The 26,388-nt window shown below is 62.4% G+C and carries 23 protein-coding genes and 1 pseudogene; 9 read left to right on the top strand and 15 right to left on the bottom strand.

Annotation, left to right across the window (positions count from 1 at the left end):
* Positions 1-35 precede the first annotated feature (35 nt).
* The 3 genes from RMR04_RS00710 to RMR04_RS00700 are packed head-to-tail and all read right to left on the bottom strand — an operon-like array spanning position 36 to position 3,759.
* Positions 36-2,036: an acetyl-CoA carboxylase biotin carboxylase subunit gene (locus tag RMR04_RS00710; RefSeq protein ID WP_311909305.1), complete on the bottom strand. Its 2,001-nt coding sequence runs from the start codon at positions 2,034-2,036 to the stop codon at positions 36-38.
* 5 nt (positions 2,037-2,041) lie between these two features.
* A complete protein-coding gene (locus tag RMR04_RS00705; RefSeq protein ID WP_311909304.1) occupies positions 2,042-2,221 on the bottom strand; it encodes a hypothetical protein in 180 nt (59 codons plus the stop codon).
* A gap of 8 nt (positions 2,222-2,229) precedes the next feature.
* Positions 2,230-3,759, bottom strand: coding sequence for an acyl-CoA carboxylase subunit beta (locus RMR04_RS00700; protein WP_311909303.1), 1,530 nt, complete (start codon positions 3,757-3,759; stop codon positions 2,230-2,232).
* On the opposite strand from RMR04_RS00700, the gene RMR04_RS00695 reads away from it, so the two are divergent.
* The gene (locus tag RMR04_RS00695) at positions 3,758-5,308 is read left to right on the top strand and encodes a helix-turn-helix domain-containing protein (RefSeq protein WP_311909302.1); all 1,551 of its coding nucleotides are present in this window, start codon (positions 3,758-3,760) and stop codon (positions 5,306-5,308) included. The two genes, RMR04_RS00700 and RMR04_RS00695, sit on opposite strands and share 2 nt — an antisense overlap.
* A 61-nt stretch (positions 5,309-5,369) precedes the next feature.
* On the opposite strand, the gene RMR04_RS00690 is transcribed toward RMR04_RS00695, so the two are convergent.
* From RMR04_RS00690 to RMR04_RS00665, 6 genes are all read right to left on the bottom strand, one after another.
* A complete protein-coding gene (locus RMR04_RS00690; protein ID WP_311909301.1) occupies positions 5,370-6,839 on the bottom strand; it encodes an amino acid ABC transporter permease in 1,470 nt (489 codons plus the stop codon).
* Positions 6,840-6,845: 6 nt separating this feature from the next.
* Positions 6,846-8,042, bottom strand: a complete 1,197-nt coding sequence (locus RMR04_RS00685; protein ID WP_311909300.1) for an amino acid ABC transporter permease — start codon at positions 8,040-8,042, stop codon at positions 6,846-6,848.
* Between the two features lie 100 nt (positions 8,043-8,142).
* The gene (locus RMR04_RS00680; RefSeq protein ID WP_311909299.1) at positions 8,143-9,168 is read right to left on the bottom strand and encodes an amino acid ABC transporter substrate-binding protein; all 1,026 of its coding nucleotides are present in this window, start codon (positions 9,166-9,168) and stop codon (positions 8,143-8,145) included.
* A 170-nt stretch (positions 9,169-9,338) separates the two neighbouring features.
* Positions 9,339-10,556 carry a trans-sulfuration enzyme family protein gene (locus RMR04_RS00675; RefSeq protein WP_311909298.1) on the bottom strand — a complete coding sequence of 406 codons (1,218 nt, stop codon included), beginning with the start codon at positions 10,554-10,556 and terminating at the stop codon, positions 9,339-9,341.
* Positions 10,557-10,594: 38 nt separating this feature from the next.
* Positions 10,595-11,548 carry a PDR/VanB family oxidoreductase gene (locus tag RMR04_RS00670; RefSeq protein ID WP_311909297.1) on the bottom strand — a complete coding sequence of 318 codons (954 nt, stop codon included), beginning with the start codon at positions 11,546-11,548 and terminating at the stop codon, positions 10,595-10,597.
* A 4-nt stretch (positions 11,549-11,552) separates the two neighbouring features.
* The gene (locus RMR04_RS00665; RefSeq protein ID WP_311909296.1) at positions 11,553-12,053 is read right to left on the bottom strand and encodes an MOSC domain-containing protein; all 501 of its coding nucleotides are present in this window, start codon (positions 12,051-12,053) and stop codon (positions 11,553-11,555) included.
* On the opposite strand from RMR04_RS00665, the pseudogene RMR04_RS32050 reads away from it, so the two are divergent.
* The 6 genes and pseudogenes from RMR04_RS32050 to RMR04_RS00640 form a co-directional block, all read left to right on the top strand.
* A pseudogene (locus RMR04_RS32050) lies at positions 12,010-12,402 on the top strand (helix-turn-helix domain-containing protein); the annotation flags it as partial. The gene RMR04_RS00665 and the pseudogene RMR04_RS32050 overlap by 44 nt on opposite strands.
* Before the next feature lie 285 nt (positions 12,403-12,687).
* Complete coding sequence (locus RMR04_RS32045; protein WP_410492129.1) at positions 12,688-12,819, top strand: hypothetical protein; 132 nt, start codon at positions 12,688-12,690, stop codon at positions 12,817-12,819.
* 268 nt (positions 12,820-13,087) lie between these two features.
* A complete protein-coding gene (locus tag RMR04_RS00655) occupies positions 13,088-13,804 on the top strand; it encodes an amino acid ABC transporter ATP-binding protein (RefSeq protein WP_311909467.1) in 717 nt (238 codons plus the stop codon).
* A 119-nt stretch (positions 13,805-13,923) separates the two neighbouring features.
* On the top strand, positions 13,924-14,550 hold the full coding sequence (locus RMR04_RS00650; protein WP_311909294.1) for a 2-hydroxychromene-2-carboxylate isomerase: 627 nt from the start codon (positions 13,924-13,926) through the stop codon (positions 14,548-14,550).
* A 105-nt stretch (positions 14,551-14,655) separates the two neighbouring features.
* The gene (locus tag RMR04_RS00645) at positions 14,656-15,303 is read left to right on the top strand and encodes a glutathione S-transferase family protein (protein WP_311909293.1); all 648 of its coding nucleotides are present in this window, start codon (positions 14,656-14,658) and stop codon (positions 15,301-15,303) included.
* Positions 15,304-15,409: 106 nt separating this feature from the next.
* Positions 15,410-16,072 carry a hypothetical protein gene (locus RMR04_RS00640; RefSeq protein WP_311909292.1) on the top strand — a complete coding sequence of 221 codons (663 nt, stop codon included), beginning with the start codon at positions 15,410-15,412 and terminating at the stop codon, positions 16,070-16,072.
* A gap of 213 nt (positions 16,073-16,285) precedes the next feature.
* Here RMR04_RS00640 and RMR04_RS00635 read toward each other — a convergent pair whose 3' ends face one another.
* The 6 genes from RMR04_RS00635 to mdeB all read right to left on the bottom strand — a co-directional run bounded on the left by RMR04_RS00635 (position 16,286) and on the right by mdeB (position 24,793).
* Positions 16,286-17,008, bottom strand: a complete 723-nt coding sequence (locus RMR04_RS00635; RefSeq protein ID WP_311909291.1) for a cupin domain-containing protein — start codon at positions 17,006-17,008, stop codon at positions 16,286-16,288.
* A gap of 75 nt (positions 17,009-17,083) precedes the next feature.
* Complete coding sequence (locus tag RMR04_RS00630) at positions 17,084-18,067, bottom strand: zinc-dependent alcohol dehydrogenase family protein (protein ID WP_311909290.1); 984 nt, start codon at positions 18,065-18,067, stop codon at positions 17,084-17,086.
* Positions 18,068-18,621: 554 nt separating this feature from the next.
* A complete protein-coding gene (locus RMR04_RS00625) occupies positions 18,622-19,011 on the bottom strand; it encodes a RidA family protein (RefSeq protein WP_311909289.1) in 390 nt (129 codons plus the stop codon).
* Between the two features lie 59 nt (positions 19,012-19,070).
* The gene (gene lpdA, locus RMR04_RS00620; RefSeq protein ID WP_311909288.1) at positions 19,071-20,786 is read right to left on the bottom strand and encodes a dihydrolipoyl dehydrogenase; all 1,716 of its coding nucleotides are present in this window, start codon (positions 20,784-20,786) and stop codon (positions 19,071-19,073) included.
* 8 nt (positions 20,787-20,794) lie between these two features.
* Positions 20,795-22,081 carry a dihydrolipoyllysine-residue acetyltransferase gene (gene aceF, locus RMR04_RS00615; RefSeq protein WP_311909287.1) on the bottom strand — a complete coding sequence of 429 codons (1,287 nt, stop codon included), beginning with the start codon at positions 22,079-22,081 and terminating at the stop codon, positions 20,795-20,797.
* A gap of 36 nt (positions 22,082-22,117) precedes the next feature.
* Positions 22,118-24,793, bottom strand: coding sequence for an alpha-ketoglutarate dehydrogenase (gene mdeB, locus RMR04_RS00610; protein ID WP_311909286.1), 2,676 nt, complete (start codon positions 24,791-24,793; stop codon positions 22,118-22,120).
* A 124-nt stretch (positions 24,794-24,917) separates the two neighbouring features.
* Here mdeB and RMR04_RS00605 point away from each other — a divergent pair, with 124 nt between their 5' ends.
* A complete protein-coding gene (locus tag RMR04_RS00605) occupies positions 24,918-25,406 on the top strand; it encodes an Lrp/AsnC family transcriptional regulator (protein WP_311909285.1) in 489 nt (162 codons plus the stop codon).
* Positions 25,407-25,454: 48 nt separating this feature from the next.
* Positions 25,455-26,363, top strand: coding sequence for a LysR substrate-binding domain-containing protein (locus RMR04_RS00600; protein ID WP_311909284.1), 909 nt, complete (start codon positions 25,455-25,457; stop codon positions 26,361-26,363).
* Positions 26,364-26,388 lie beyond the last annotated feature (25 nt).

The following is a 26,388-nucleotide window of genomic DNA, read 5'->3' as shown; positions in this document are numbered from 1 at the left end:
CGGCAGTTGATGTTGATCCGAGGCGTGAAAGGGGATCAGGCGAATTCCATGATGACTGCGTCGACGGCGAGCGAATCGCCCTCCTTCGCCAGGATCTTGGCGATGGCGGCGTCCTTCTCGGCGCGCAGCACGTTTTCCATCTTCATGGCCTCGACCATGCAGAGCGCCTCCCCGGCCTTGACCTCCTGCCCGACCGAAACCGAGATCGCCTTGACCACGCCGGGCATCGGACAGAGCAGGAACTTGCCGGTGTCGGCCGCGACCTTCTCGGGCATCAGTGCGGCAAGCTCGGCCTCGCGCGGGGTGTGGACATGGGCGTTCGCATAGGCACCGGCATGGCCGAGCGAAAAGCCGTTCAGGATCGAGCGCACCTGCGCCGCGACAGCGACACCGTCGAGCGTGCCGCGCCAGACCGGCTCGCCCGGCGTCCAGTCGCTTGCGACGCTGAGGCTGCGCGCCCCGAAGGCGATCACGATCGCCCCGACCTGCTCCGTGACCTCGCCCTCGAAGCGTTCGCCGCCGAGCACGACGATGCGCGTGCGATCGAAGGCGACCTTGCGCCAGCCCTGCATCTGCGCCGAGACATGGCGCTTGCGCTGGTTCATCCGGTGGTCGCAGGCGATCGCGATCGCAGCCATCCGCAGCGCGATCTCGCCCTTGGGCTGCGGCAGGGCAAAGCCTTCCGGAAACTCCTCGTCGATGAAGCCGGTCGAGAGATCGCCCGCAATCCAGCGCGGATGATGCATCAGCGCCGAGACGAAGGGGATGTTGTGGCGGATGCCGTCGATCGCAAAAGCATCGAGCGCGCGCCCCTGCGCCTCGATCGCGGCCGCGCGCGTCGGCGCATGCGTCACCAGCTTGGCGATCATCGGGTCGTAATAGATCGAGATCTCGCCGCCTTCGAACACGCCGTTGTCGTTGCGCACGGTCGCCTCGCCATCGGGCCCTTCAGCCGGCGGCCGATAGGTCACGAGCCGCCCGGTCGAGGGCAGGAAGCCGCGCGTCGGATCCTCGGCGTAGACCCGCGATTCGACGGCCCAGCCGTTCAGCTTCACATCGGCCTGCGTCAGCCGCAGCTTTTCGCCATAGGCGACGCGGATCATCTCCTCGACGAGATCGACCCCGGTGATCATCTCGGTGACCGGATGCTCGACCTGCAGCCGCGTGTTCATCTCGAGGAAGTAGAAGGACTTGTCCTGGCCCGCGACGAACTCGACCGTTCCGGCGCTGTCGTAGTTCACGGCCTTGGCGAGCGCGACCGCCTGCTCGCCCATCAGCTTGCGTGTCGCCTCGTCGAGCAGCGGCGACGGCGCCTCCTCGACGACCTTCTGGTTGCGGCGCTGGATCGAACACTCGCGCTCGCCGAGATAGATCACGTTGCCATGCTTGTCGCCGAGCACCTGGATCTCGATATGGCGGGGATCGACGATGAACTTCTCGACGAAGACGCGGTCGTCGCCGAAGGATGAGGCCGCTTCCGACTTGGCGCGCGCGAAGCCTTCCGCCACCTCGTCCGCCGAATGGGCGATGCGCATGCCCTTGCCGCCGCCGCCGGCCGAGGCCTTGATCATCACGGGATAGCCGATCTCGTCGGCGATCGTGACGGCATGCTCGGGGCTCTCGATAATGCCGAGATGGCCCGGCACGGTCGAGACGTTGGCCGCGGCCGCCGCCTTCTTCGATTCGATCTTGTCGCCCATCGCGGCAATGGCACCGGGATTAGGCCCGATGAAGACGATGCCGTTGTCCTTCAGCGCCTGGGCGAAGGCCTCGCGCTCGGACAGGAAGCCGTAGCCGGGATGCACGGCCTCGGCGCCCGTCGCCTTGCAGGCCTCGATGATCTTCTCGATCACCAGATAGGACTGGGCGGCGGCGGGCGGCCCGATATGCACGGCTTCATCGGCCATCTCGACATGCAGCGCGTCGCGATCGGCATCCGAATAGACGGCAACCGTCGCGATTCCCATGCGGCGGGCCGTCTTGATGACGCGGCAGGCGATCTCGCCACGGTTCGCGATCAGGATCTTCGTGAACATGGCTGTCACTGCCTTGAGGGATCGTAGGGCTGATGAAGGTTGCTGACGGCCCAAAGAAGTTGGGAGATCTCATCGATCAGCATGGCGGATTGCTGTGGCGCGGCCTCGTGGTCACTAGCGCTCCACAGCAGCTTCGCGAGCAAGGCGAAGCGCTCGTCGTCGGCGCTCGAAGCCGTTTCGGCCATGCGCTTTTTCACAGCGGAATGTTGTCGTGCTTGCGCCAGGGCCGCTCGACGCTCTTGGTGCGCAGCATGGCGAGCGCGCGGGCGATACGGCGGCGCGTTCCATGCGGCAGGATGACCTCGTCGATATAGCCGCGCTCGGCCGCCACGAAGGGCGACATGAAGCGGTCCTCGTATTCCTTGGTCTGGCGGGCGATGGTTTCCGCGTCGCCGCCACGGAAGATGATCTCGACCGCGCCCTTGGCGCCCATCACCGCGATCTGCGCGGTCGGCCAGGCATAGTTGACGTCGGCGCCGATATGCTTTGACGCCATCACGTCATAGGCGCCGCCGAAGGCCTTGCGGGTGATCACCGTGACCAGCGGCACGGTGCATTCGCTATAGGCGTAGAGCAGCTTTGCGCCATGCTTGATCAGCCCGCCATATTCCTGCGCCGTGCCCGGCAGGAAGCCCGGCACGTCGACCAGCGTCACGATCGGGATTTCGAACGCGTCGCAATAGCGCACGAAGCGCGCGGCCTTCCTTGAGGCGTCGGAATCGAGCACACCGGCCAGCACCATGGGCTGGTTGGCGACGACGCCGACGGTGCGGCCCTCGATGCGGCCGAAGCCGGTGACGATGTTGCCGGCATAAGCGGCCTGGATCTCGAAGAAATCGCCCTCGTCGAGCGTCTTCAGGATCAGTTCCTTGATGTCGTAGGGCTTGTTGGGATTGTCCGGCACCAGCGTGTCCAAGCTCATATCGACACGGTCCGGCACGTCGAAGGAGGGCCATTCCGGCACGCCGGCGGTGTTGTTGGCAGGCAGGAAGTCGATCAGCCGGCGCACCTGCAGCAGCGCCTCGACATCGTTCTCGAAGGAGCCGTCGGCGACCGAGGATTTCGTGGTGTGGACCTTCGCGCCGCCGAGCTCCTCGGAGGTCACGGTCTCGTTGGTGACGGTCTTCACCACCTCGGGGCCGGTGACGAACATGTAGCTGGTATCGCGGACCATGAAGATGAAGTCCGTCATCGCCGGCGAATAGACGTCGCCGCCAGCGCAAGGGCCCATGATCACGGAGATCTGGGGGATGACGCCCGAGGCCGCGACATTGCGCTTGAAGACCTCGCCATAGCCGCCCAGCGCCGCCACGCCCTCCTGGATGCGGGCGCCGCCGGCATCGAACAGGCCGACGATGGGCGCGCGCATCTTCAGCGCCATGTCCTGGATCTTGGTGATTTTCTGGGCGTGGGTCTCGGAGAGCGAGCCGCCGAAGACGGTGAAATCCTTGGAGAAGACGAAGACGGTGCGGCCATTGACCGTGCCCCAGCCGGTGACGACGCCGTCGCCGGGAATCTTCTCGCCCTTCTCCATGCCGAAATCGACGCAGCGATGCTGCACGAACATGTCGAACTCCTCGAAGGAGTCGCGGTCGAGCAGGAGCTCTATGCGCTCCCGCGCCGTCAGCTTGCCGCGCTTGTGCTGGGCTTCGACGCGGCGGGTTCCGCCACCTTGGCGCGCACCCTCGCGACGATCTTCGAGCTGGTCGAGTATCTCTTTCATGGCCATCCCGCCGCCGCGCCCTGACTTCCCCCCATTAGCCTTCGGCCGCTTTGCATGTCGGGCAAAAAAGTGCGTAGTTGCGAAGATGCAAATTTCCACAATCGCAAGATCGAAACGAAAAGTGTTTGCAGGCCCAGCGGTCCGTCGCCTGCGCGAGGAGGCTGGATGGGCACAGGTTTTCCTGGCGACAAAACTCCAGATCTCGCCGAGCTATCTCAACCAGATCGAGCGATCCCAGCGGCCGCTCAGCGCGTCAGTCCTAGTTGAACTGGCCCGTGTTTTCCGCGTCGACATCGCGCAGTTCTCTGACAATGCCGAGGATAGGCTGCTCGTCGATCTGAGGGACGCGCTTGCCGATCCAGCGCTCGGTCATGGGGTTCAGGCGTCACACGAGCTGGAAGCAGCGATCCAGCACACCCCTAATCTCGCCAAAGCCATCATCCGCCTGCAGGCGGCCCATCGGGCGCTCGATGACAAGTATCAAGCCTTGGATCAGACGCTCTCTCATTCGGAGGCGTTTCAGACACCGGGCGGGGTGGTCTTTCCATACGAGGAGGTCCGCGACTTCTTCCATGGCATCGGCAACTATGTCGATACGCTTGATAGAGGCGCCGAGCTGACCCGCGAGGAGCTGAGGGCGGACGCCGCCGGGTTGCCCGGCGCATTGATCGAAAGACTTGAGATGCGCCACCGTCTCACCGTCAAAATCGATCGTTCAATCGGCGCGGATCGACCCATAAGGAGGTTCGACAGGAGTTCCCGAACGCTGCATATCGACGGCTGCGCGGACACCTCCACCCAAACCTTCGCGCTGGCGCACCAATTGGCCTTGTTCCAGGCGGGCGACTTGGCGCGGGATATTCTACGGCAGGCAAATTTTCGGAGCGCTGACGCCAACTCCGTGTGCTCGGTCGCCTTGGCCAACTACTTTGCCGGGGCCGTGGTCTTGCCATACCGGCAGTTCCTGGACGCCGCTCGGTCACATCGCCACGACCTCGGAATCCTGATGCATATTTTCGGAGCGAGCCTTGAGCAGGTCGCCCATCGGCTTTCGACGCTCCAGCGCCCTGGAGCCCAGGGTATCCCGTTCTATTTTCTACGGATCGACCGGGCCGGCAACATCACCAAGCGCCATAGCGCGACGCGGCTGCGCTTCGCGCGGTACGGCGGAGCCTGCCCCTTGTGGAATGTCCACGAAGCCTTTGAGGCCCCCGACCGCTTGCATGTGCAGATCGTGGAGATGCCCGACGGAGTCAGGTACCTTTCCCTCGCGCAGGCCATCACCAAGGCCGGCATAGGTCACAGTTCGACGCGTCGCCGCTATGCCATCGGGCTCGGGTGCGAGCTCGCCGATGGGGGACAGGTCGTCTACGCCGATGGACTCGACACGCTCAATGCCCACTCCATCGCGCGCATCGGCATCAGCTGCAGACTATGCGAGCGAACGGACTGCCCCCAGCGGGCATTTCCGCCTGCCGGTAGCGCCATCGCCATAGACCCCGATGTTCGGCGAGCAGTTCCCTATCGTATCGTGGAACAGCCAACCTAGGTCCGCGCGAGGATCACTGTCCTCAGTCACGTGTGCGAGCTGTCCTAGCGAAGGCCACGCGTCAATTCCGATGGCCGACTTGCAACCGCTTCTCCAGGCGAGCCGAGTAGGTGGAAATGAGGAAGCAGAGCGCGAAATAAATTATCCCTGCGTACGCAAACCCCGTGTAGAGCGTCGACGGAGCCGTCCAGTTCGGATCTGCGAATGCGGCACGCAGCCCGCCGAGCAGATCGAAGATGGCGACGATGGAGACGAGGGTGGTGTCCTTGAGCAAACCGATGAACGAGTTGACGATCCCCGGGATGACCAGCCGCAACGCTTGCGGCAACACGATGAGACCGGTGGACTGGCCATAGTTCAGACCCAGCGCCGCAGCCGCCTCGTGCTGTCCGCTCCCGATTGCCTGGAGCCCTCCCCGTACGGTCTCCGCCATGTAGGCCCCCGAAAATAGGGATATTCCAACCAGGACCCTGACCATGGCGTCCGGCGAATGCTCCAAGAATAGAGGCAGCATGTAAGTGGCGAAGAACAGAACGGTGATCAGCGGGACGCCGCGCACGATCTCAATAAAAGCGATGGAGGTGAACCGCAGGACGGCCGCGTTCGAGCGGCGAGCCAGGGCGAGAACGATGCCGATGGGCAGGGAGGCCACGATCCCGGTCGTGGCGACGACCAATGTGACGAACAATCCGCCCCACTGAGACGTGGGTACGACCGGGAGCGACGGCTCCTCGAAGGCCGCCGAACCGACCGCGGCGGCGAACGTCCACGCGATTGCCGCCGTCAGCACGCCATAAGACGCCCACCTCTTCCGGGCCGCTCGCCCGTCTAGATATGCCTCGACGAATGCGGCGCCAGACGCGAATAGCAGCGCCAGTTCGATTGAGGGGACGAGCCACGGCACCCCCGCCACCTTTGCGATCGCGAAACCAAGGACGAGGGCGATCGCCACCGCCCCGTACCGCAGGGGCTGAAGGTTCGCCTGCTCGTTCAGCTGCATCAGATGGAGGGCGAGCGCGATCGCCGACGCCGCGGCGAAGACGACCGAGGCGACGCTCATCCAGGGCGTTACGATCGATCCCCCGTAAAGGAGTATGAACGCGAAAATCGGAAACACGCCCAAGAACGCGATGCCATTGTGCAGCTTGTACGGTGCCCGTGGCATCGACAGTGGTATCAGGAGCGCCAAGGAGACTACAAAGACCAGGTTGATGCGCCAGCGTTCGTCCACAGGATAGAACCCGTAGGTCAATTGCCCTAGTTTGGCCCAGATGAACGGCCAACACGCCCCGACCTCGTAGGGCAGGTTGCTGCAGGCCGCCCGATCGTTACCCTGCCAGACGGCTCTGATCACCGTGAAATCGATGAACGAGCTGATCAACAGATAGGCGACATACGCCCCTGCCGCCGTCGCGACGGCCTGCATCGGACTGGAAAAAACTTCTCGCCGCAGCCACCGCAACGGTCCGACGTCCATGTTCGGAGCCGGCATTGAAGGCAGCGGTTCACCCCGCACGAACGTGATCGTCATGGCTGCCTACCTCGAGACGAGCGCGATGCGCGCGTTGTACCAATTCATGAAAAGCGAGGTCGCGATCGAAATCGTGAGATATGTCGCCATCCACATCGCGATCACCTCGATCGCCTGTCCTGTATTGTTGAGGATTGTCCCGCCGACTGAGACCAACTCCGGGTATCCGATACTCACGCCCAACGACGAGTTCTTGACGATGTTCAAGTACATGCTCGTCATCATCGGAATTATGATGCGCATGGCCTGGGGTATCGTGACCAACCGCAGGATGGATCCCGCGCGTAACCCGAGCGAGCGCCCGGCTTCCGTCTGGCCCTTGCCGACACCCTGGATGCCGGCCCGCACGATCTCGCCGATGTTCGCGGCGCTGTAGAGCGTCAGGGCGATCGCGAAGGCGGCGAACTCGGGCATCATCGTGACGCCGCCCGACAGGTTGAAACGGCCTTGCTGAGGCGCGTCGAGTTGCAGGGGAGCCCCGGCGAAAACGTAGACGACGCCCAGCAATGCGACCGCCGCCGCGGTAAGACCGAGCGATACGATCCTGGGCATGCCGAACCCGGTGCGTTCGCGCCTGATCCTTGACCATCGAACGATCAGGACGCCACCTACGAGAACGGCGAGCGCAGCCAAGCCCAACAACGCGGCTCCGGGCTGGATCACCGGTTGCGGCAGGGTGAGTCCGCGTTGGCTCAGGAAAACCGAGCCCAGGAGGTTCAGGGCCGACCGGGGCGGCGGCATCGCCGACAGGATCGCCAGGTACCAGAACAAAATCTGGAAAAGGAGCGGCAGGTTTCTGACGAGCTCGACGTACCATCTCGCGAGTTGCGATATGATGAAATTCGGTGCCAGCCGAGCTATGCCCACGGCGAAGCCGAGGATCGTCGACATTAGGATCGCCACGGCCGACACCAGCATTGTGTTCACGAGGCCGACGAGATACGCCCTGCCATAGGTCATCGTCTCGGACCATGGGATCAGTGCTTGGGAAATCCCGAAACCTGCCGTTTGGTCCAAGAAGCCGAAGCCGCTTGAAATTCGTTGGTTGGCCAAGTTCGCCGCGACGTTCTTGACCGCGCTGTAAGCGGCGAACGACAGCACGACGATCAAAAGGGTCTGCAGGACGAAACGCCGTACTTTCGGGTCGTTGACCAGAGCGGTACGGCTCGTCTCGCGCCGGCGTCCGGGAGCGTCACGGGTCATGAGTCTCGACTTTGATGGGGAAAACGTGTCGGCAGGACGTCGCCCTGCCGGCACGTTTTCGAGGCCGCGGAATGCCTTCAGGCGCTCGGGGCGAGACCGATCATCTCACCGGGGGCGCGTATTGCAGGCCGCCCTTGGTCCATAGGGCGTTCGTGGTCCGCTCGATCTTGATGACCGATCCCTGCCCGACGTTCCTGTCGTAGACCTCCCCGTAGTTGCCGACAGCTCGGACGATACGGTCCGCCCAGTCCTTGGAGAGCCCCAGACCTTCACCGAGATTCCCCTCGAGCCCCAGAAGCCGGCGAATTTCCGGATTGGTGGACGAGCGCATCTCGACGACGTTGGCTTTCGTAACCCCGAGTTCCTCGGCGTTGATCATCGCGTAGTGGGTCCACTTCACGATGTTCAGCCATTGGTCGTCGCCTTGACGAACGGCCGGGCCCAGCGGTTCCTTCGAAATCAATTCGGGCAACACGATGTGGTCGTCCGGCTTCTGAAGCTGCGCCCGACGCGAGTAATTGGCGGACGAGTCTGCAATGAGGACGTCGCATCGGCCGGTCTCGTAGGCCTTCGCGGTCTCGTCCGCGGTGACGAACACGACGGGCTCGAACTTCATCTGGTTGGCGCGGAAGAAATCCGCGACGTTGAGCTCCATCGTCGTCCCCGCGGTCACGCAGATCGACGCGCCACCGAGGTCCTTGGCGTTCTTCACGTTCAACGACTTCTTGGTCATGAAGCTGTTGCCGTCATAGAAATTGACGACGGCGAAGTTCATTCCCAAGGAGGCCTCGCGCTGCATGGTCCACGTCGTGTTGCGGGCCAGGAGGTCCACGGCGCTCGACTGCAAGGCGGTGAACCGATCCTTTGCCGAGAGGGGCGAGTACTGGACCTTGTTCGGATCGTCGAAGACGGCCGCGGCCAGTCCGCGACAGAGATCGACGTCCATGCCGGACCATTTCCCCGAGCTGTCGGGAATGGAGAAGCCGGCGATGCCTTGCGAGACGCCGCAAATTATCGCTCCCCTAGCCTTGATCTTGTCCACCGTGGGCCCCGCGGTCGCGAAGCCGGCGGCAAACACGCCCAAAACCAAGGACGAGGCTCCCCAGATGCTATGATGACGCTTCATGTCGTATCCTCCCTTTGGCGACTTTCCGATGTCGCCTGATTGCTTTTTGATGGGACGCCGATCGAGACGGCATCGAGTTTCACGCGAAGTTTATTGCCCCGGTCAGGGATTGATCTGTTGGCTGGTTGATCGACTGGACATCGTGTCGAGCGCCGCCCGGCCTACCCCGTTCACGCATTCTCGAGGGCTTGTGCGAGATCGTTCCAGATGTCCGCCTCATCCTCGAGACCCACGGAGAACCGAATGAGGTCGTCGCCGACGCCTTCGACGGGTTTTGCCTCGGGCCTGACCGTCTGCCGGGCGCGCAGGATGCTCGCCGGATGCGTGACGAGGGTCTCGACATCGCCGAGGCTCACGCCCCGGCTGGCGAGCTGGAGGCGATCCAGCACCCGTCGGGCGCCATCGAAGCCGTTCCTGAGGCCGAATGACAGCATGCCGGAGCCGCCGCTCATCTGCCTCTTGGCAATCTCGTAGCCCGGCGAGCCTTCCAGGAAGGGATAGCGGACCCAGGCGACGGCGCGGTGATCGGCCAGCCTTTGCGCAATCGTCAAAGCCGTGCGGCTGTGGCGCTCCATGCGAAGGGGCAATGTCTTCAAGCCGCGCATGATGAGGCCTGCGGTCATGGGCGACAGCGTCGCGCCGGTCAGGTACCGGAGACCGTGGCTGTGGAGATGGGCGATCGTGTCCCGATCGCCCAGCAGCACACCACCCAGGACGTCGCCGTGACCGTTGATGTACTTGGTAAGTGAATGGAGGACGATATGAGCCCCGTGCTCCAGCGGTCGCTGAAGCGCCGGCGAAGCGAACGTGCTGTCCACGACCACCTTCGCGCCAACCTTCGCGGCCCGTGCGGAGATGGCGGCGATGTCGAGGATCTCGGAGGTTGGGTTAACTGGCGTTTCGAAATACACCAGCTTCGTCTTCGCCGTCAGCGCCGCATCCAAGTTCGCGGGTTCGGACAAGTCGACGGGAATCACTTTTATACCGAAACGCGGTATGCCGTCGCGCGTCAGTGCCACGGTGTTCGAGTACAGCGTCCGGTGGACGATGATCTCGTCGCCTTGTGACAGCAGGCCGAGCATCAGGGTTCCAGCGGCTGCCATGCCGGTGGCGACCGCAAGCGCCGCTTCGGCACCCTCCAGATTTGCCAAACGGGCTTCGAGGATCTCAGTCGTAGGATTGTGCTCGCGCGCATACAACTTACCGCCTTGGGAAGCCGCCGCGTCCATTTCCTCCATGCTCTCGAAGCCGTACGTCGAAGTGAAGAATACGGGCGGAGCAACCGCGCCGCCGTACAGCGATGGGTCGTAACCGAAATGGATCGCCCGTGTCGCAAAGCCGTCCACGCGTTCGTTGGAGCCCGGGGCGGTATTTTTGGAATGCGACATATCAAAGCTCCAACGGGGCAGAGGGATAACGGCAGCGTTCAAAGATCCAGGACGAGACGCCCTTTGGCCCTGGACACGCAGGGTATGAATCGGTCGCTTTTGGCGCCGGGCGTCAGCACCGCGTCGCGGTGGATAGGTTCCCCGGCGACAAACCCACACTCGCAACTGCCGCACACTCCATTCTCACAAGACGAAAGGAGCGGAACACCCGCGGCGCGAAGCACGGTGAGCGCGGATACGTCGGCAGGAACCTCCAACTCGCGTCCGCTCGAACGCAATTGCATGATGAATGGGGCAGGGACGAAATCGGGGTCCAGATCGGGCTGGAAGGCCTCGAAGTGGACCGTATCGCTGTTCCAATGAGCGGAGTTGGCCCTCGTCCAGGCCATGAAACCCGGTGGTCCGCAATAGTAGAGGTGCATCCCATCCGGCTGGTCCCTCAGCAGGTCCGCCAGATTCACGGTGGATGTCGGATCGTCGTCGAAATGAAGTGCGAGCGAGCCGGCGGCGATCTCCGTTTCGAGATCCGACAGCAGCGGGGCGACAGCGCGGCTCCTCGCAAAGAAATGCAGGACGAATGCTTGCCCTTGCGCCTTCAACGCCCGCGCCATGGAGATCATCGGCGTGATCCCGATGCCACCCGCCAAAAGCAGATGCGACCGCGCTTCGTCATTTAGCTTGAAGTGATTGCGCGGTGTCGAGACGGCGACCTCGTCGCCCACGTTCAAGTTGGCATGCAGCCAGGTCGAGCCGCCCCGTCCGCCGTCCTCGCGTTTCACCCCAATCACGTACTTCGATAGATCCGCCGGGTCGTTCATCAACGAGTACTGGCGCACCTTGCCGTCTGGAAGGTGTATGTCGACGTGCGAGCCAGGCTCGAAAGCGGGCAGCACGGGCCGCCGCGGGTGGCGGAATTCGACGACGTTCACTTCGCCGGGTTCGGGACGAAGGGCTGCTACCTTCATCTTCATGATGAGACGTGGTGCGGCCATCGCCTTAATCCTCCAAAGGAACGATGCGATCACCGGGGCGAATGACGCCCCCGACCTCGATCGCGCAATTGAGACCTGACCGATTGAGCAGCGACTCGAACAATCTCGGGATGCCAAGGAGCTCTTCGATGTACTTGCAGGGGAAGTTCAGCCTGGCTCCCCGGAGGACCACATCGCCAACTCGAAAACGTTTGCCGACGAGGTGGTTGAGGGGCACGCCCCTGGTCGTGAGGTTACGGCGATGCTCCGCCGGGGACAGGCTCAGCTTTATCCCTGGAACCTGCGGCTCTCCTATCTCCAGATGCTCGAGCACCTCGGCCTCGATCAGAGTCACCTCACGTACGGCAGGCCTTGCCGAATACGTTCCGGTTCCGAGATAATATCGATCGCCTTCGATCCCCTTCCCCGCGATCAGGTTCGCTTGGGGCAGCTCCTCCATCTCGTAGGAGGCGGCAGGAGCGATGTGGATATGCAGAAGTTCCCCGGACCAGACTTGCGCTATCATTCCCGCCCCATGTACCTTCGGACAACTTGTTGCCCGATCGCTATCAGAGTTTTTCAGCCCCCGCAACACTCGACCTCTCGTCCGAGTCTTAGGTGGCGGGTCCAAGAAGCGTGCCTCTAGCCACCGCGGCGACATACTGATAGGCCGCGCCTACGCAGTTGAACTGGAGCCAGCATTGCCGAGGGTCAAATCGATCAGGGACGTGTCGCCGTCGAACAACAACGATGCGGCTCGCTCTTTCGGCCTTCACATGGCCGCCATGAGGCGCTCTCGCAAAATGACGCTCGATCATCTCGCCGGGATGACTGGGCTCAACAAAGGGTACCTCTCGCGGGTCGAAAGAGGAGAGAAAACGCCGTCGATCGCGACGGCGTTGAAGCTCTCCCAGGCATTTGCCGTCTCCGTATCAGCCCTTTTCGGAGAGGCCACCGACGAGTCGATGATCCACATCGTCAGGGCTCATGAGCGGCCGGTCCCCGAGGATAGAAACGCCGAGGCGTACTTCGAACCGCTGAGCCAGGCTGCCGGTGGTGTCGAGGCCTTCTTGCTCTTCCCCGGGCGCGATTTCGGCATGGACGGCCGGGTCGACCATGGCGGAACCGAGATCATCTTCGTCGTGACCGGAAAGATCGAGATCCAGTTCTCCGATCGCTCGGTCCTGCTCGGGGCGGGCGACTTCCTCCAGTTTCCCGGGCACCTCGCGCATCAGGTTCGCGCTCCGGATGGCGGGGGCAGCGCTCTGATCGCGATCACTCGCGAGAAATAGGCGGCATTCTGCGGCGTTCGAGCGAGGCAGCCTGCGAGGCACGCCCTCCCCTTTGGCGCGCGAGCGCAGGTACGACAACGTCCTTCTTTCCAATTTGGTTGACTAAATCCCGACTCGGTGATGTGTTGGACAACGTGTTGCCTAGCGCCCCTTTCGGGGAGGCTTCATGTGAACCGCAAGTCGGGGGACCGAGCCTTTGAAGACTCTGCAGGACAAATCCTTCGGCGCACCGAAGCCGACCGCACTGACGACGTCGACGGCGGTCGAGATGGTCGGCGTGAACAAATGGTTCGGCGAATTTCATGTGCTGCGCGACATCGACTTGAAGGTGGAGCGTGGCGAAAAGCTGGTCGTTTGCGGGCCCTCGGGCTCCGGCAAATCGACGATGATCCGCTGCATCAATCGCCTGGAGGAGCACCAGAAGGGCTCGATCATCGTCGACGGCACCCAACTCACGAACGATCTGAAGAAGATCGACGAGATCCGCCGCGACGTCGGCATGGTGTTCCAGCACTTCAACCTGTTCCCGCATCTGACGATTCTCGAGAACCTGACGCTCGCTCCGATCTGGGTCCGCAAGACGCCCCGGAGGGATGCCGAGGAGATCGCGATGCACTATCTGACGCGCGTCAAGATTCCGGAGCAGGCCAACAAATATCCGGGCCAGCTCTCCGGCGGCCAGCAGCAGCGCGTCGCCATCGCGCGCTCGCTTTGCATGAGCCCCAAGATCATGCTGTTCGACGAGCCGACCTCGGCGCTCGACCCGGAAATGGTCAAGGAGGTGCTCGACACCATGGTCTCGCTCGCCGACGAGGGCATGACCATGCTCTGCGTCACCCACGAGATGGGCTTTGCCCGCCAGGTCGCCGACCGCGTCATCTTCATGGACGCCGGCCAGATCGTCGAGATGAACGAGCCCAACGAGTTCTTCAAGAACCCGCAACACGAGCGCACCAAGCTCTTCCTCAGCCAGATCCTGCACTGAGAGGCCTCGCTCTCCGGCGGGTGCGAACGATGCGCTCGCCGGCGAGACCCTGCCTGCAGAAAAGATTCGTCACGACGCAGCATATGAATGATGTCTCAACGTCTTTATCGGGGATGACCATGGCCCAACCAAGCATCGATTATTATTTCTGGGTCCTCTCGGACTGGGCCTACTTCGGCGGCCCCCGCCTGGCCTCGATCGGCGAGCGGCACGGGGTGACCATCAATTATTTTCCGATCAAGATGCCTTACGTCTACGCCAGGACGGGTGGCATCCTTCTGAGCCAAAGATCCAAGCAGCGGCAGGACTATCGCCTCGCCGAACTGCGCCGCTGGCAGGTCAAGTTGGGCATGCCCATCAATGAGCCCCCGAAATACGGCACTACCAACGAGGACCTGGCCTCTGGGCTCATCATCGCGGCTAAACGCGCCGGACAATCCGTCGAGCAGATCTCTCATGACATCTTGAAGGCCGCATGGGTGGAGGAGCTCGACGTTGCCTCACCCGACGTCCTACTGACCCTCGCGAACCGGTCGTTGAAGAACGCGCCCCGTCTGCTCGAAGAAGCGGGCTCGCCATCGGTCCAGGAGGAATTTGGACGGTACTCCGACGACGCGATCGCGAAGGGGGTATTCGGGTCGCCGTTCTACCTGTTCGAGGGCGACATCTTCTGGGGTCAAGATCGGCTGGAGTTTCTCGAAGAGGCGGTCGTCGCCTCGAAGATGCGATCTCTCGGAAAGGCTTGAAGGGCCCTGGAGCAGGACAAACCCTTCACCTCCTTCCAGGCAGCCCGCCCCGGTGCGGCGAGCCTTCACCCAAGCGAGGCCATCCAAATGCCGAAGCCAGGGCCCGTGCGCCTCTATGACACGCAGCGCTCGGGAAACGCGTGGAAGGTCCGCCTTCTCGCCAGTTTCATAGGACAGCCGCTCGAACGAAGGACGCTGTCGATCGACAAGGGGGACCTGGAAACCCCCGAATTTCGAGCGATTGCTCGCTTCCGTCAGGTCCCCGTCATCGAAATGGCGGATGGCCGGACGATCGCAGAGTCCGCGGCGATCCTGTTTTTCCTGGCCCAAGGGACGGACTGGTGGCCCAAAGATCCGAGTGAGCAGGCGGATGTTTTATCATGGATGTCGTTCGAGCAATCCGCGCACATGCACCCCTTGGCTCAACTAAGGCTGCATCGCGCGCTCCACCCTGACTGGAAAGTCGAGCGTGGCGATGTGGAAGAGTGGGAGCGCAAGGCCAACCGGGCCCTGGCTGTTCTGGATGAGCGGTTGGGCCAGGTCGAGGAAGGGAATTGGTTGGCGACCGGGAGTCAGCCAAGCATCGCGGACATTGCCCTTTACCCCTACACTCGCATGGCGCGAATGGGCGGTATCGAGCTCGATGACAAGCCCAATGTATTGAGCTGGCTCAAGCGGATCGAGAGCTTGCCGGGGTACTCCGCGCTATTTCCTGGCAAAGCCGAATTGAATGAGAGCGTCGTCGAAAGCTGACACGCCGCCCTTGAGGAATGTGCCCGAACCGGACCGTCGGCCCTTTGGAGGGACGCGAAATCGGTCCATAATTCATACATCATCTGGAAGAGTGAGGTCGAAGACCATGTCGAGTGGAGCCACAGTTGAACGTGACGTCGAGGCCAACATGGTATCGCTTCCTCACGCCTGGCCGAGACCTGGTGCCAACCTGATCCTTGAAAATGATCGCGGTGCGGCTTGGGACATTAAGTTCACCCAGGGGCTTTACTCGAATTTCCACAAGCATCTGTATCATTATGCGGGCGTTGATCTGGCTTCCGCGGCATACGAGATCATAAACCCCGATGGTGGGTCCGAAATAAAAGTCTCTTTCCCGGGAAGGATGTGGATGCTTCCCAAGGGTCTCACTCATATGGAGAAGGGGATCTCGACGATCGGAAGGCATATCGTGATCGTTGATATAAAGGACGCCAGTCCGGTCGGCGATGGCCGCGGCGTCTTCGAGACGAACAAGATTTCGAATGTTGATTACAAGCTGGTGGGAGAGGACGTCTTTTACAAACAGTACGACGTCACCATCAATCCATCCTCAGATGTCAATTCGCCCCACTGGCCGAACGATACGTTCGTCGTTGCCGTCACGCCGGGACGGATCGTCCTAGATCATGGGCAGGACAACGTCCTCGACGTCGATGTCGGCGATGTACTGTTCTTGGAACGGGGAAAGAGCATTTCGCTCCGATCCGCCAATGGCGCGGTGCGATTGATGCTACTCGAATTGCTATAAAGGCTGGTCTTGCCAGTCGAGGGCGACCGGTCGTCTTCCAGGCATCACGGATGTCGCGCGCCGATTAAAAGTCCGTGGGCGCCGGGGAGGTGTGAAGGCCAACGTGAAGGATAGGCTGAAGCGTGTCGCGAGCCTGCCGCGTTGTTCGGCGTCAATGGCGGTGCAAACAAAATCGCGGCGGCTTTCCCATGGGGGAAGGCCCGCCGCCTTTTGCTACTTGAGCTCGACGAGCATCAATCGGGACGTCGCTTCCACCGCTTCCAGACTGCGAACGACGCCACCCTTGAGGAACGCGCCGACACCGGGCTTCAATTCGAGCAGTTCCGGCGGCTTGCCCGGCTCCGAAACCTTCAAGCGCCCGCCGTCGAGCACGCAAATGAAGATGTCCCGGGAATGGAAGGTCGCCTTCTCCGGCACGCTCGGTGACAGTGAGACGTCCCACTGTAGCAAGCGTGCGGTATCGTTCACCAGCTTGGCTTGAGTTCCAGCGTAACCTGACGGTTCGCCCGACTTGTTCTCATAGCCGGGCGACGGCCCATCCTTGAGATCGACGATCAGGATGTTGCGTCCCGGTGTGGTCAATCCCTTCTCCATGTGGGTTAGCCCCTTGGGCAGAATCCACATTTTTCCCCTTGGGCTGGCTACGGTGTGGGTCATGCCATCGGGGTTGGTCACAGTGAACGCCGAGGTGGTCAGTTCCACGCCGACGAACTCGAATTGATGCTTGTGCCAATGGGCACCGACACCTTCGGCGAAGTCGATGTTCCACATCGCTCCGCGGTCGTTCTCAAGGATCTTTTCAGCACCGCTTCTCGGCCAGGCGTGAGGCAGATCTATCGAGTTGCCGGGCACCGCCTGCGGCACCTGTGCCCAGCCTGGGATGGCGGGGCCGAGGACGATGGACGCGATCAGGGCTGCTGCGAGCTGTCGTTTCATTCGTTTCCTCCACTTTGCATTGCTCGATGCACTGCTTCCAAATTCGAACCCGACGGCGAAGCTTCAGCCGACCTTTCAATCGACCTCGATCACCACCTTGCCTTTCGACTTGCCACTCGAAACGTGCCGATGCGCATCCGCTGCCGTCTCCAACGTGAACCGTTCGGGATCGACGTGCGGACGCAGGAGCCCACGATCCGCCAGAGCCGCTATCTCGCGAAGAATACGGCCGTGCTTGTCGCGCCCCTCGCCCGAGAGCATGGGCAGCAGCATGAAGACGAGGTGCAGCGACAGAGCCTTTCCGTGCATCTGTCCAAGATCGACCGAGGCTCTGGAATTGGTCGTGGCGATGCGTCCGCCCACCGCAGCCGCCTCGAACGACTTGACGAGATTCTGGCCGCCTGCAGTGTCTACGATTGCATCAAACCCGCGACCACCGGTGATGCGCTGTACGAAGGACGCCACCGGATCGTTCTTGTAGTCAATGACGTTCGCGGCCCCGAATGACCGGGCCTTCTCGAAGTCGCGATCGGTGCCGACGCTCGCGGACACCACCGCACCGGCAATGGCGGCCAGTTGAACGGCGATGTGGCCCACGCCTCCAACGCCTCCTTGAACGAGTATTGCCTCCCCCTTCTTTGGGGCGATGCGCTCAATGGCCTCCCAGGCGGTGATGGAGACCAACGGGAGAGCAGCGGCTTCCCGGAACGTCAAGGCACGCGGTTTCGGCGCGATCAACCGCGCGTCGGCAGCAATGTACTCCGCGAGCGTACCACCGACGCCCTTCACCCCACCTGCACAGCCGTAGACTTCGTCGCCGACATTGAAATCGTCGACCCCGGTCCCGACCGCCTCGACGGTTCCGGCCAGGTCCGCGCCAAGGATCGCCGGAAGCTCGGGACCGATGGGGAGACCCTCTCGGATCTTGATGTCGACGGGATTGATCGAGGTGGCACGAATGCGGATGAGGACCTCTCCGGACCGGGCAGCCGGACGTTCGACATCTGCCAGCTGCAGCATCTCCGGTCCGCCGTAGGCTTTCAGAACTTGGGCGCGCATGCAGGAACCTCGTTTGTTGTCATGCCAGCTTGGGGCGCCCGAACGGGGACGCAAACGCATAGTTCAAATAATAGTCAGTCGTTTTTCGAATGGCGCCCATAAACACTGTAACGCACCAGATAAATTTAACTTTCAATCTAGGTAGCCCATTCTTCATGAGCAAAACGCATGGCCGAAGTGAGTTTTTGTTCATTGCGAATCGATCTAAGTCGGAATATCCTCGATTCCAAGTCTTTCGAATAACTCTTCAATGCTTGATATTCACGCCAGCTTTGATTGTTCCCCAGAGAAACCTTGGCGAGCGCCGATGTTTCCAACTTTGGCCGGCTCCTAGCGGAGGCCGGCCATTTTGTTGGAATACGCATGGGCGCATGCGACTGAGATCTACAGGAACCGCACCGAGCTTTTGGCGGGCATAGTGTTTGCGACGGGCGGAGCTCCCGGACGCCTCTAACCCGACATGGCGGCTTGGATGAAATGGCAATGCCAGACGCGGCATTGCCGATGCCCGATGCGCTCCTCTCGGGTGCCTTCCGCCGCTCGCGATCGTATCTCTAGACCCCGTGCGCGATGGCGACCATTTCGATTTCAACCCTGGCTCCGAGGGGTAGCGACGCCACGCCAATGGTCGTCCGCGCTGGGAACGGCTCGCGAAAATGGCTCGCATAGACCTCGTTCAGGGCTGGGAAATCGGCCATATCGACGAGGAAGACATTGCATTTGACGACGTCGTCAAAAGTCAGGTTCGCCGCGGCCAGGACGGCACCGAGGTTGCCGAGGCACTGACGCACCTGGTCTTTGATGTCTCCGACGACAAGCTTCCCCGTAGCACTGTCCAAAGGCGTCTGCCCCGACAGGAATACGACGTCCCCGCGCGCCCTGATGCCATGCGAATAGGGGCCGACGGCCGTGGCATCCGGGGCCGAAATTGCTTGCCGACTCATGACGAATTTCCTTCTTCAAATGGATACGTTCAGGGCCCAAGGCAGGCTCGCATTCCAAATTACTTCTTGGGTGACTTCGGCGGGAGATCCGTGCACGTCCCCAACATGGCCTCGGCGGCCATGCCGACCGTCTCGACAAAGGTCGGGTGCGGATGGATCGTCTTGCCGATATCATGGGCATCGGCGCCCATTTCGATGGCTAGGCAGACCTCGCCGATCAGGTCGCCTGCGCCCACGCCGACGATTCCCCCGCCGACGATCCGCCCGGTTTCCTTGGAAAAGAGCAGCTTGGTCATGCCGTAGTCCGCTCCGTTGGCGATCGCCCGGCCGGAAGCAGCCCAGGGGAAGCGACCGACCTCGATGGACAGGCCGGATGCCTTGGCGCTTTCTTCGGTTGCGCCGACCCAGGCGATCTCCGGGTCCAGATACGCGACCGACGGAACGACCATGGCATCGAGGGCCGCCTTCTCGCCGGCGACGACTTCGGCCGCCACATGCCCCTGGTGGACCGCTTTGTGAGCCAGCATGGGCTGGTCGGCGATGTCCCCGACCGCGTAGATATAAGGGACTGAAGTGCGCATCTGCTTGTCGATGCAGATGAACCCATTTTCGCACGCGATGCCGGCGGCGGCCAAATTCAGGGCGGCGGTGTTCGGTCGGCGGCCGGGAGCCTGCAGGATGAGATCGTATGTCCGTGGCGGGTGATCGCTCCCGGCAAAAACGGCCACAAGTCCTTCATCGGTCGCCGCCACCGACTCCAGGCGCGTCGACAGCATGAGGTGATCGAAACGGTGGGCATTCCGCTTCTGCCAGACCGCGACGAGATCCCGATCTGCGCCGGCCAACAGCCCGTCGAGCTGCTCCACAATGTCGATGCGGGCCCCCAACGAGCTATACACCGTCGCCATCTCTAGCCCGATGATCCCGCCGCCTATGACGAGCATCCTCTTCGGAATGAACGGAAGCTCAAGGGCTCCCGTCGAATCCACGATGCGGGAATCTTCCGGCAGGAAGGGCAAGTGGATCGGCGACGACCCCGCGGCAACAATGCAATTGGCGAAGCCGATTTGCCGCCGACTTCCGTCCGCGCCTTCGACATTCAGAGTGTTCGGATCGACGAAACTGGCCTTCCCGACGACGACATCGACCTTGCGCATCCGCGCCATCTGGGCGAGGCCATCGGTCAGCCGCCGGACTGTTTGTCCTTTCGAGCCCCTCAGCTTTTCGAGGTCGATCTGCGGCTCGGCGAACGTGATCCCATGGGAGGCCATCCGGCCTGCCTCCTCTACGACCGCCGCGACATGCAGCAAGGCCTTCGAGGGAATGCAGCCGACGTTCAGGCAAACGCCGCCGAGGGTGTCGTACTGCTCGATCAACGTGACCCGGAGGCCCAGGTCCGCGGCCCGAAACGCAGCCGAGTAACCGCCCGGACCGCCACCGATCACCACGAGGTCGAGGCGCTCGACGGTCTCATCTTTGACGGTCGGCGCAGCCTGTGGCTTCGCTGGCGCCGCCGCATTCCGTTGCTGGTCCTCGCTCGCGCGTTCCTCGATCATAGCGAGGGTCGACGACGTGCTGACGCGATCACCGACCTTGACGGCGAACGAAAGCAGCCGACCCGCGACCGGGGACGGGACCTCGATGGTCGCCTTGTCGCTTTCGATGGCCACCAACGGCTGGTCGACCGCGACCGCATCGCCCGGCTTCGCCAGGAACTCCGCCACCAAAACGTCCTTGTAGTCGCCCAGGTCGGGGACAAGCACTGTCGTAGCCATCGTCATCCTCAGAGCAGCGCGCGGCGGAAATCGCCCAGCAACCCGGCCACATGGCCGAGGAAGCGCGCGGCAGCCACGCCATCGACGACCCGGTGATCCCATGACAGGCTGATGGGCGTGATGAGCCGGGGCTCGAAGGCCGAGCCATTCCAGACCGCCTGCATCTGCGATCGGGCGGCTCCGAGGATCGCGACCTCGGGCGCATTGATGATCGGGGTGAAGCCGGCTCCTCCGATGCCGCCCAGGGACGAGACGGAAAACGACCCACCTTCCATGTCGGAAGGCGCCAGCTTTCCTTGGCGGGCCTTCTCCGAGAGCGTCGCCATCTCGTCGGCGATCTGGAGCAGCCCCTTCCTGTCGCAGTCACGGATGACCGGGACCATCAACCCCTTTGGGGTATCCACGGCAAAGCCGACATGCACGTATTTCTTTTTGACGAGGTGCGCCCCATCGAGCGAGCTGTTGAAGCGGGGGAACGCCGCAAGGGCGAGCGCCGACGCCTTCAGGAGGAACGCAACCATCGTGAGCTTCACGGGCGGGTTCCGCTTTTCGGCGTTGATGGCGAGACGGAACGCCTCCAGATCGGTGACGTCGGCGTTGTCGAAATTCGTGACATGCGGGATCGTCAGCCAATTGCGATGCAGGTTGGCTCCCGAGATCTGTTGAATGCGCGATAGCGGCTCGCGCTCGATCTCCCCATATTTGGAGAAGTCGATCGCAGGCATCGCCGGCAATGAGAGCCCCGAGGATGTCTGAGCGCTCGCGCTCTCCGGCGCGCTGAGGCGGTTTTTGACGAAGCCCTGGATGTCCTCCCGCAGGATCCGCCCCTTCGGTCCGCTCGCTGAGACCCGCGAGAGGTCGACGCCGAGCTCGCGCGCATAGCCTCGCACGGAAGGCGTGGCGTGTGCCGCCCGGCTCTGCCCGTGCACCTCATCAGGGCGTGCACCTACAATAGCGGCCTTGGCAGGCTCGGGAGGCGCCGCAGCCGCTGGAGGCGCCGGAGCAGGCACCGGCGCGGCAGAAGGCGCCGTCGGTGCGGGTGGCGCTTGCGCCTCTTCGACTTCCATGATGGCCACCGCGAGGCCCGTGGAGACCTTCGACCCGACCTCGACCAGGAGCTCGACGATCCTGCCGGCGAACGGGGCCGGGACCTCCAGCGTTGCCTTGTCGGATTCCAGCGTCATGATTGGCTGGTCGGCGCCGACGGCGTCGCCCAGGGAAACCAGAATCTCCACGACGGGAACGTCCTTGTAGTCGCCGATATCCGGCAACTCGATCGTCTTCCTTGCGCCCATGGCCGCGCTTTCCTTTATCGTTTCAGGGGCGCGAACTCAGCGCGACCAGGGCGGAGCCTCGATGGCATTCAGGCTGTACTTCGTGATGGCGGCCGCGACGGTCTCGGCATCGAGCTTGCCCTCTGCGGCGAGCGAGGACAGAGCCGCCACTGCGATGTGATGCCGATCCACTTCGAAGAAGTTGCGGAGAGCCTTTCGCGTGTCGCTGCGTCCGAAGCCGTCAGTGCCGAGGGCGATGAAGCGTGCTTCCACGTAGGACGCGATCAGCTGCGGATAGGCCCGCACGTAATCCGTGGCCGCGACGATGGGAGCGGCGCCGTCCAGCAGAGTTGCAACGTGGCTCTTCGGGGAGACTCCACCGCAGAATATCTGCTGCCGCTCGAGTTCGCGCGCCTCCCTGGCCAACTCGCTGAAGCTCGTGACGCTGAACGTGTCCGCGTCGATTTGCCAGTCGTTTTTCAAGAGCTCCGCGGCTGCCACCACTTCCGGAAGGATCGCGCCGGAGCCGAGAAGCCTCACCGCCGCGGCACCGCCGGACGGCCCGGACAGCTTGTACATCCCGCGGATGATGTCGCCTTCGATACCCGCCGGCATCGAGGGTTGCGCGTAGTTTTCGTTCATCGCTGTGACGTAGAAGAATTCGTCCGCACCCTCCTCCATCATCCGGCGGGCGCCGTGGTCGATGATGACGGCCATCTCATAGGCGTAGGCCGGATCGTAGGCGCGGCAGTTGGGCACCGTGGATGCGACCAGGTGACTGCTCCCGTCCTGATGCTGGAGGCCTTCGCCACCGAGTGTGGTGCGGCCCGCGGTGGCGCCGATCAGGAAGCCCCGCGCCCTCTGATCGGCTGCTGCCCAGATCAGATCGCCGATCCGCTGAAAGCCGAACATCGAGTAGTAGATATAGAACGGGAGCATTGGCTCGGCGTGAACGCTGTAGGACGTGGCAGCGGCGACCCAGGACGAGATCGCCCCGGCCTCGGTGATGCCCTCCTCAAGAAGCTGACCGTCCTTGGCCTCTTTGTAGTAGAGCATCGTTCCGGCATCTTCCGGCTCGTAAAGCTGACCCACGGGCGAGTAGATGCCGACCTGTCGGAAGAGGTTGTCCATGCCGAAGGTCCTGGCCTCGTCGGCGACGATCGGCACGATTCGGGGACCGAGCTCCTTGTTCTTCAGCAGGGTGCTGAACAGGCGAACGACCGCGACCGTCGTCGACATCTCCTTGCCGGCAGCACTCAACGCGAAATCGGCGTAGCTCTCGATGGCCGGGACGGCATACGTCCTAGCTGCGGACCGCCGAGTAGGCAGATAGCCGCCGAGCTGCTCGCGTCGGGATTTCAGGTAGGCGATCTCGGCGGAGTCGTCCGCCGGTTTCAGGAACTCTAGGTTCTCGACTTGCTCGTTTGAAAGCGGCAGCGAGAATTTGTCGCGGAAGGCGAGAAGGCCCTCGACGTCGAGCTTCTTTGCCTGATGCGAGGTCATCCTGGATTCGCCGGCCCGGCCCATGCCGTAGCCCTTCTTGGTCTTGGCCAGGATGACGGTGGGCCGCCCCTTGGTGTCTCTGGCCTTCTGAAAGGCGGCGAAGAGCTTCCGGAAATCGTGGCCGCCGCGCTTCAGTTGGTCCACGTCGTGGTCCGACATATGGGAAACGAGCTTCCGGACCTCCGGGTTTGCGTCGAAGAAATTTGCGACGTTGTATGCGCCGTCCTTGGCCCCGAGCGTTTGATACTGGCCGTCGACGGTTTCCGCGAAGCGCCGGAGCAGTTCGTGATTGGTGTCCCGAGCGAAGATCGCGTCCCATTCGGAGCCCCAGAGCACCTTGACGACGTTCCAGCCGGCACCCTTGAAGATGGACTCGAGCTCTTGGACGATCTGGCCATTGCCCCGGACGGGACCGTCGAGGCGCTGCAAGTTGCAGTTGATGATGAAGGTGAGGTTGTCGAGGTTCTCGCGCGCGGCAAGAGACAGCGCGGCGATGGACTCCGGCTCGTCCATCTCACCATCGCCGAACACGCCCCAGACGCGACGTCCATCGGTGTCGAGCAAGCCACGGTCCCGGAGATAGCGCATGAACCGGGCCTGATAGACCGAGCTGATGGGCCCGATCCCCATCGACCCCGTCGGGAACTGCCAGAAGTCGGGCATCAACCAAGGATGGGGATACGAGCACAGCCCCCCTCCCCCGATCTCCTGGCGGTAGCGAGCAAGATGATCGGCGGTCAGACGGCCTTCGAGGAAGGCCCGGGCGTAGACACCGGGTGCCGAGTGGGGCTGAAAGAACACGAGGTCGCCTTCGCCCTTCTCTCCGCCGCCGCGAAAGAAATGATTGAATCCGACCTCGAAGATCTCTGCGGCTGACGCATAGCTTGCGACGTGCCCCCCGAGCTCGCCATAGGCACGATTGGCACGCACGACCATCGCGAGCGCGTTCCATCGGATGATCGATGTGATCCGCTCCTCCATCGCGAGATCGCCAGGGAACGGAGGCTGTTTTTCCAGCGAGATCGTGTTGCGATAGGGCGAATAGGGCAGCGCATCGGATAGGACGCCCAACTCTCGGGCGCGACGCTCCAGCGCTGCGAGCACGAACCGAACGCGGTCGCTTCCTTCCTCGCGTGCCATGGCCTCGAGCGATCCCAGCCAATCCGAGGTCTCGCTCGGATCGACGTCGCCAGAGGTTGTGGAAAGTTCCCGACTGCTGCTCTCAGGCATTTTGATGGACTCCAATCACGCGCCGGAGACTACCGATTTCACGCCGGAATATCCTGCCGCATATACCGCCTTGAAACACCGTTGCGGCATGCTAGTCTGCGAAACTGCGATTATGGAGCACGATATGCTGAGATCAGCGCTAGATCGAGCCGACCGTCGTATTCTGGCTGAGCTTCAGAATTCCGGACGAATCTCGAACGTTGAGCTCGCGGGAAAAGTGGGACTCTCCCCGTCGCCCTGCCTCGCGAGGGTCAAGCAGCTCGAAGACAAGGGTGTCGTGAGCAGGTACGTGGCGTTGTTGGATCCTGAAAGGATCGGCAGCACGGTGAGCGTCTTCATCCAGATTTCGCTGACGAACCAGACGGAGAAAAATCTGGAGAGGTTCGAGAAGGTGGTCATCGAATTGCCGGAGGTCATGGAATGCTATCTGATGTCCGGCGACTCGGACTATCTTCTGCGCGTCGTCGTCACCGACACGGTGGCCCTGAGGGATTTCATCCTCGACAAACTCACTAAGATCGAGGCCGTCTCAAGCATTCGATCGAGTTTTTCGTTGAAACAGGTCAAGTACAAGACCGCTCTCCCCATCGAGCAGCTTTGGCCCGAACGCTGAAACGTCGCGTCTTGTTCGGCCCGTTCATCGATTTGCGGAGGCTTCGGCATGAGATACCCAGACCTTGAGATTGATCTGCTCAGGGCGTTCGTGGCCGTCGCCGATTCCGGAGGCTTCAGCGCAGCCGCGCCCCTGGTGGGCAGGTCCCAATCCGCCGTGAGCCAGAAGGTACTGCGGTTGGAGGGTATCCTCGGCCAGCGGATGTTCGACCGCAACAGCCGCTCGATCGGCTTGACCCTCGAAGGGGAGAAATTGCTCGCGGCCGCGCGGCAGATGATCGAGTTCAACGACAAGGTCGTGCGCGAACTTCGCGAACCCAAGGTGGAAGGCACGTTGCGGCTGGCGATCTCCGAGGACGCAATCCCCCGCCAGCTGCCCTCGATCCTCGCCAGTTTCGCGAGCGCCTATCCCCGGGTGCAGGTCGATGTCACCACCGGCTTGAGCTGCAACCTGGTGGCGGCTTTCGACGAAGGAAGGTTCGACGCTGTGATCGCAAAGAAGGATCGAACCAGCCAGCGCGGGAAGACGATCTGGCGTGAAGCGCTCACTTGGATGGCGAGCAGCGATTTCGCGATCGATGCGAAGCCGATCCGGTTGGTCATGCTTCCCATACCCTGCACGTATCGTGCCTTGATGATCGAGCGTCTGTCCCAGGCCAACTTGGATTGGCGGGTGTCCTGTACGGCCAGCAGCCTCCTGGGAGCCCAGGCGGCAGTGGAAGGAGGACTTGGCGTGACAGCTCTGGGCAGGTCATTCCTGGGGCGCGGCATGCGCGTCCTCACGACCGAGGAAGGCTGGCCGGCCCTCCCGCAGATGGAGATCGTGATCCTATCGGACGGGACGCAGACCACCGAACTCGTCCGGCCGCTGGTCCACTTCCTCACCGACAACCTCGTCGTGACCGGGGACGATGCTCCAGAGCACATCGGCCGTGGCATCTCATACTTGCATTCGTGACCAGACGATCAAGCCACGACGCGAA

The organism is Bosea sp. 685 (assembly GCF_031884435.1).
Lineage (GTDB): Bacteria > Pseudomonadota > Alphaproteobacteria > Rhizobiales > Beijerinckiaceae > Allobosea.
The sequence above is the reverse complement of the archived record's forward strand: the minus strand, read 5'-3'. Positions and strand labels throughout refer to the sequence as shown.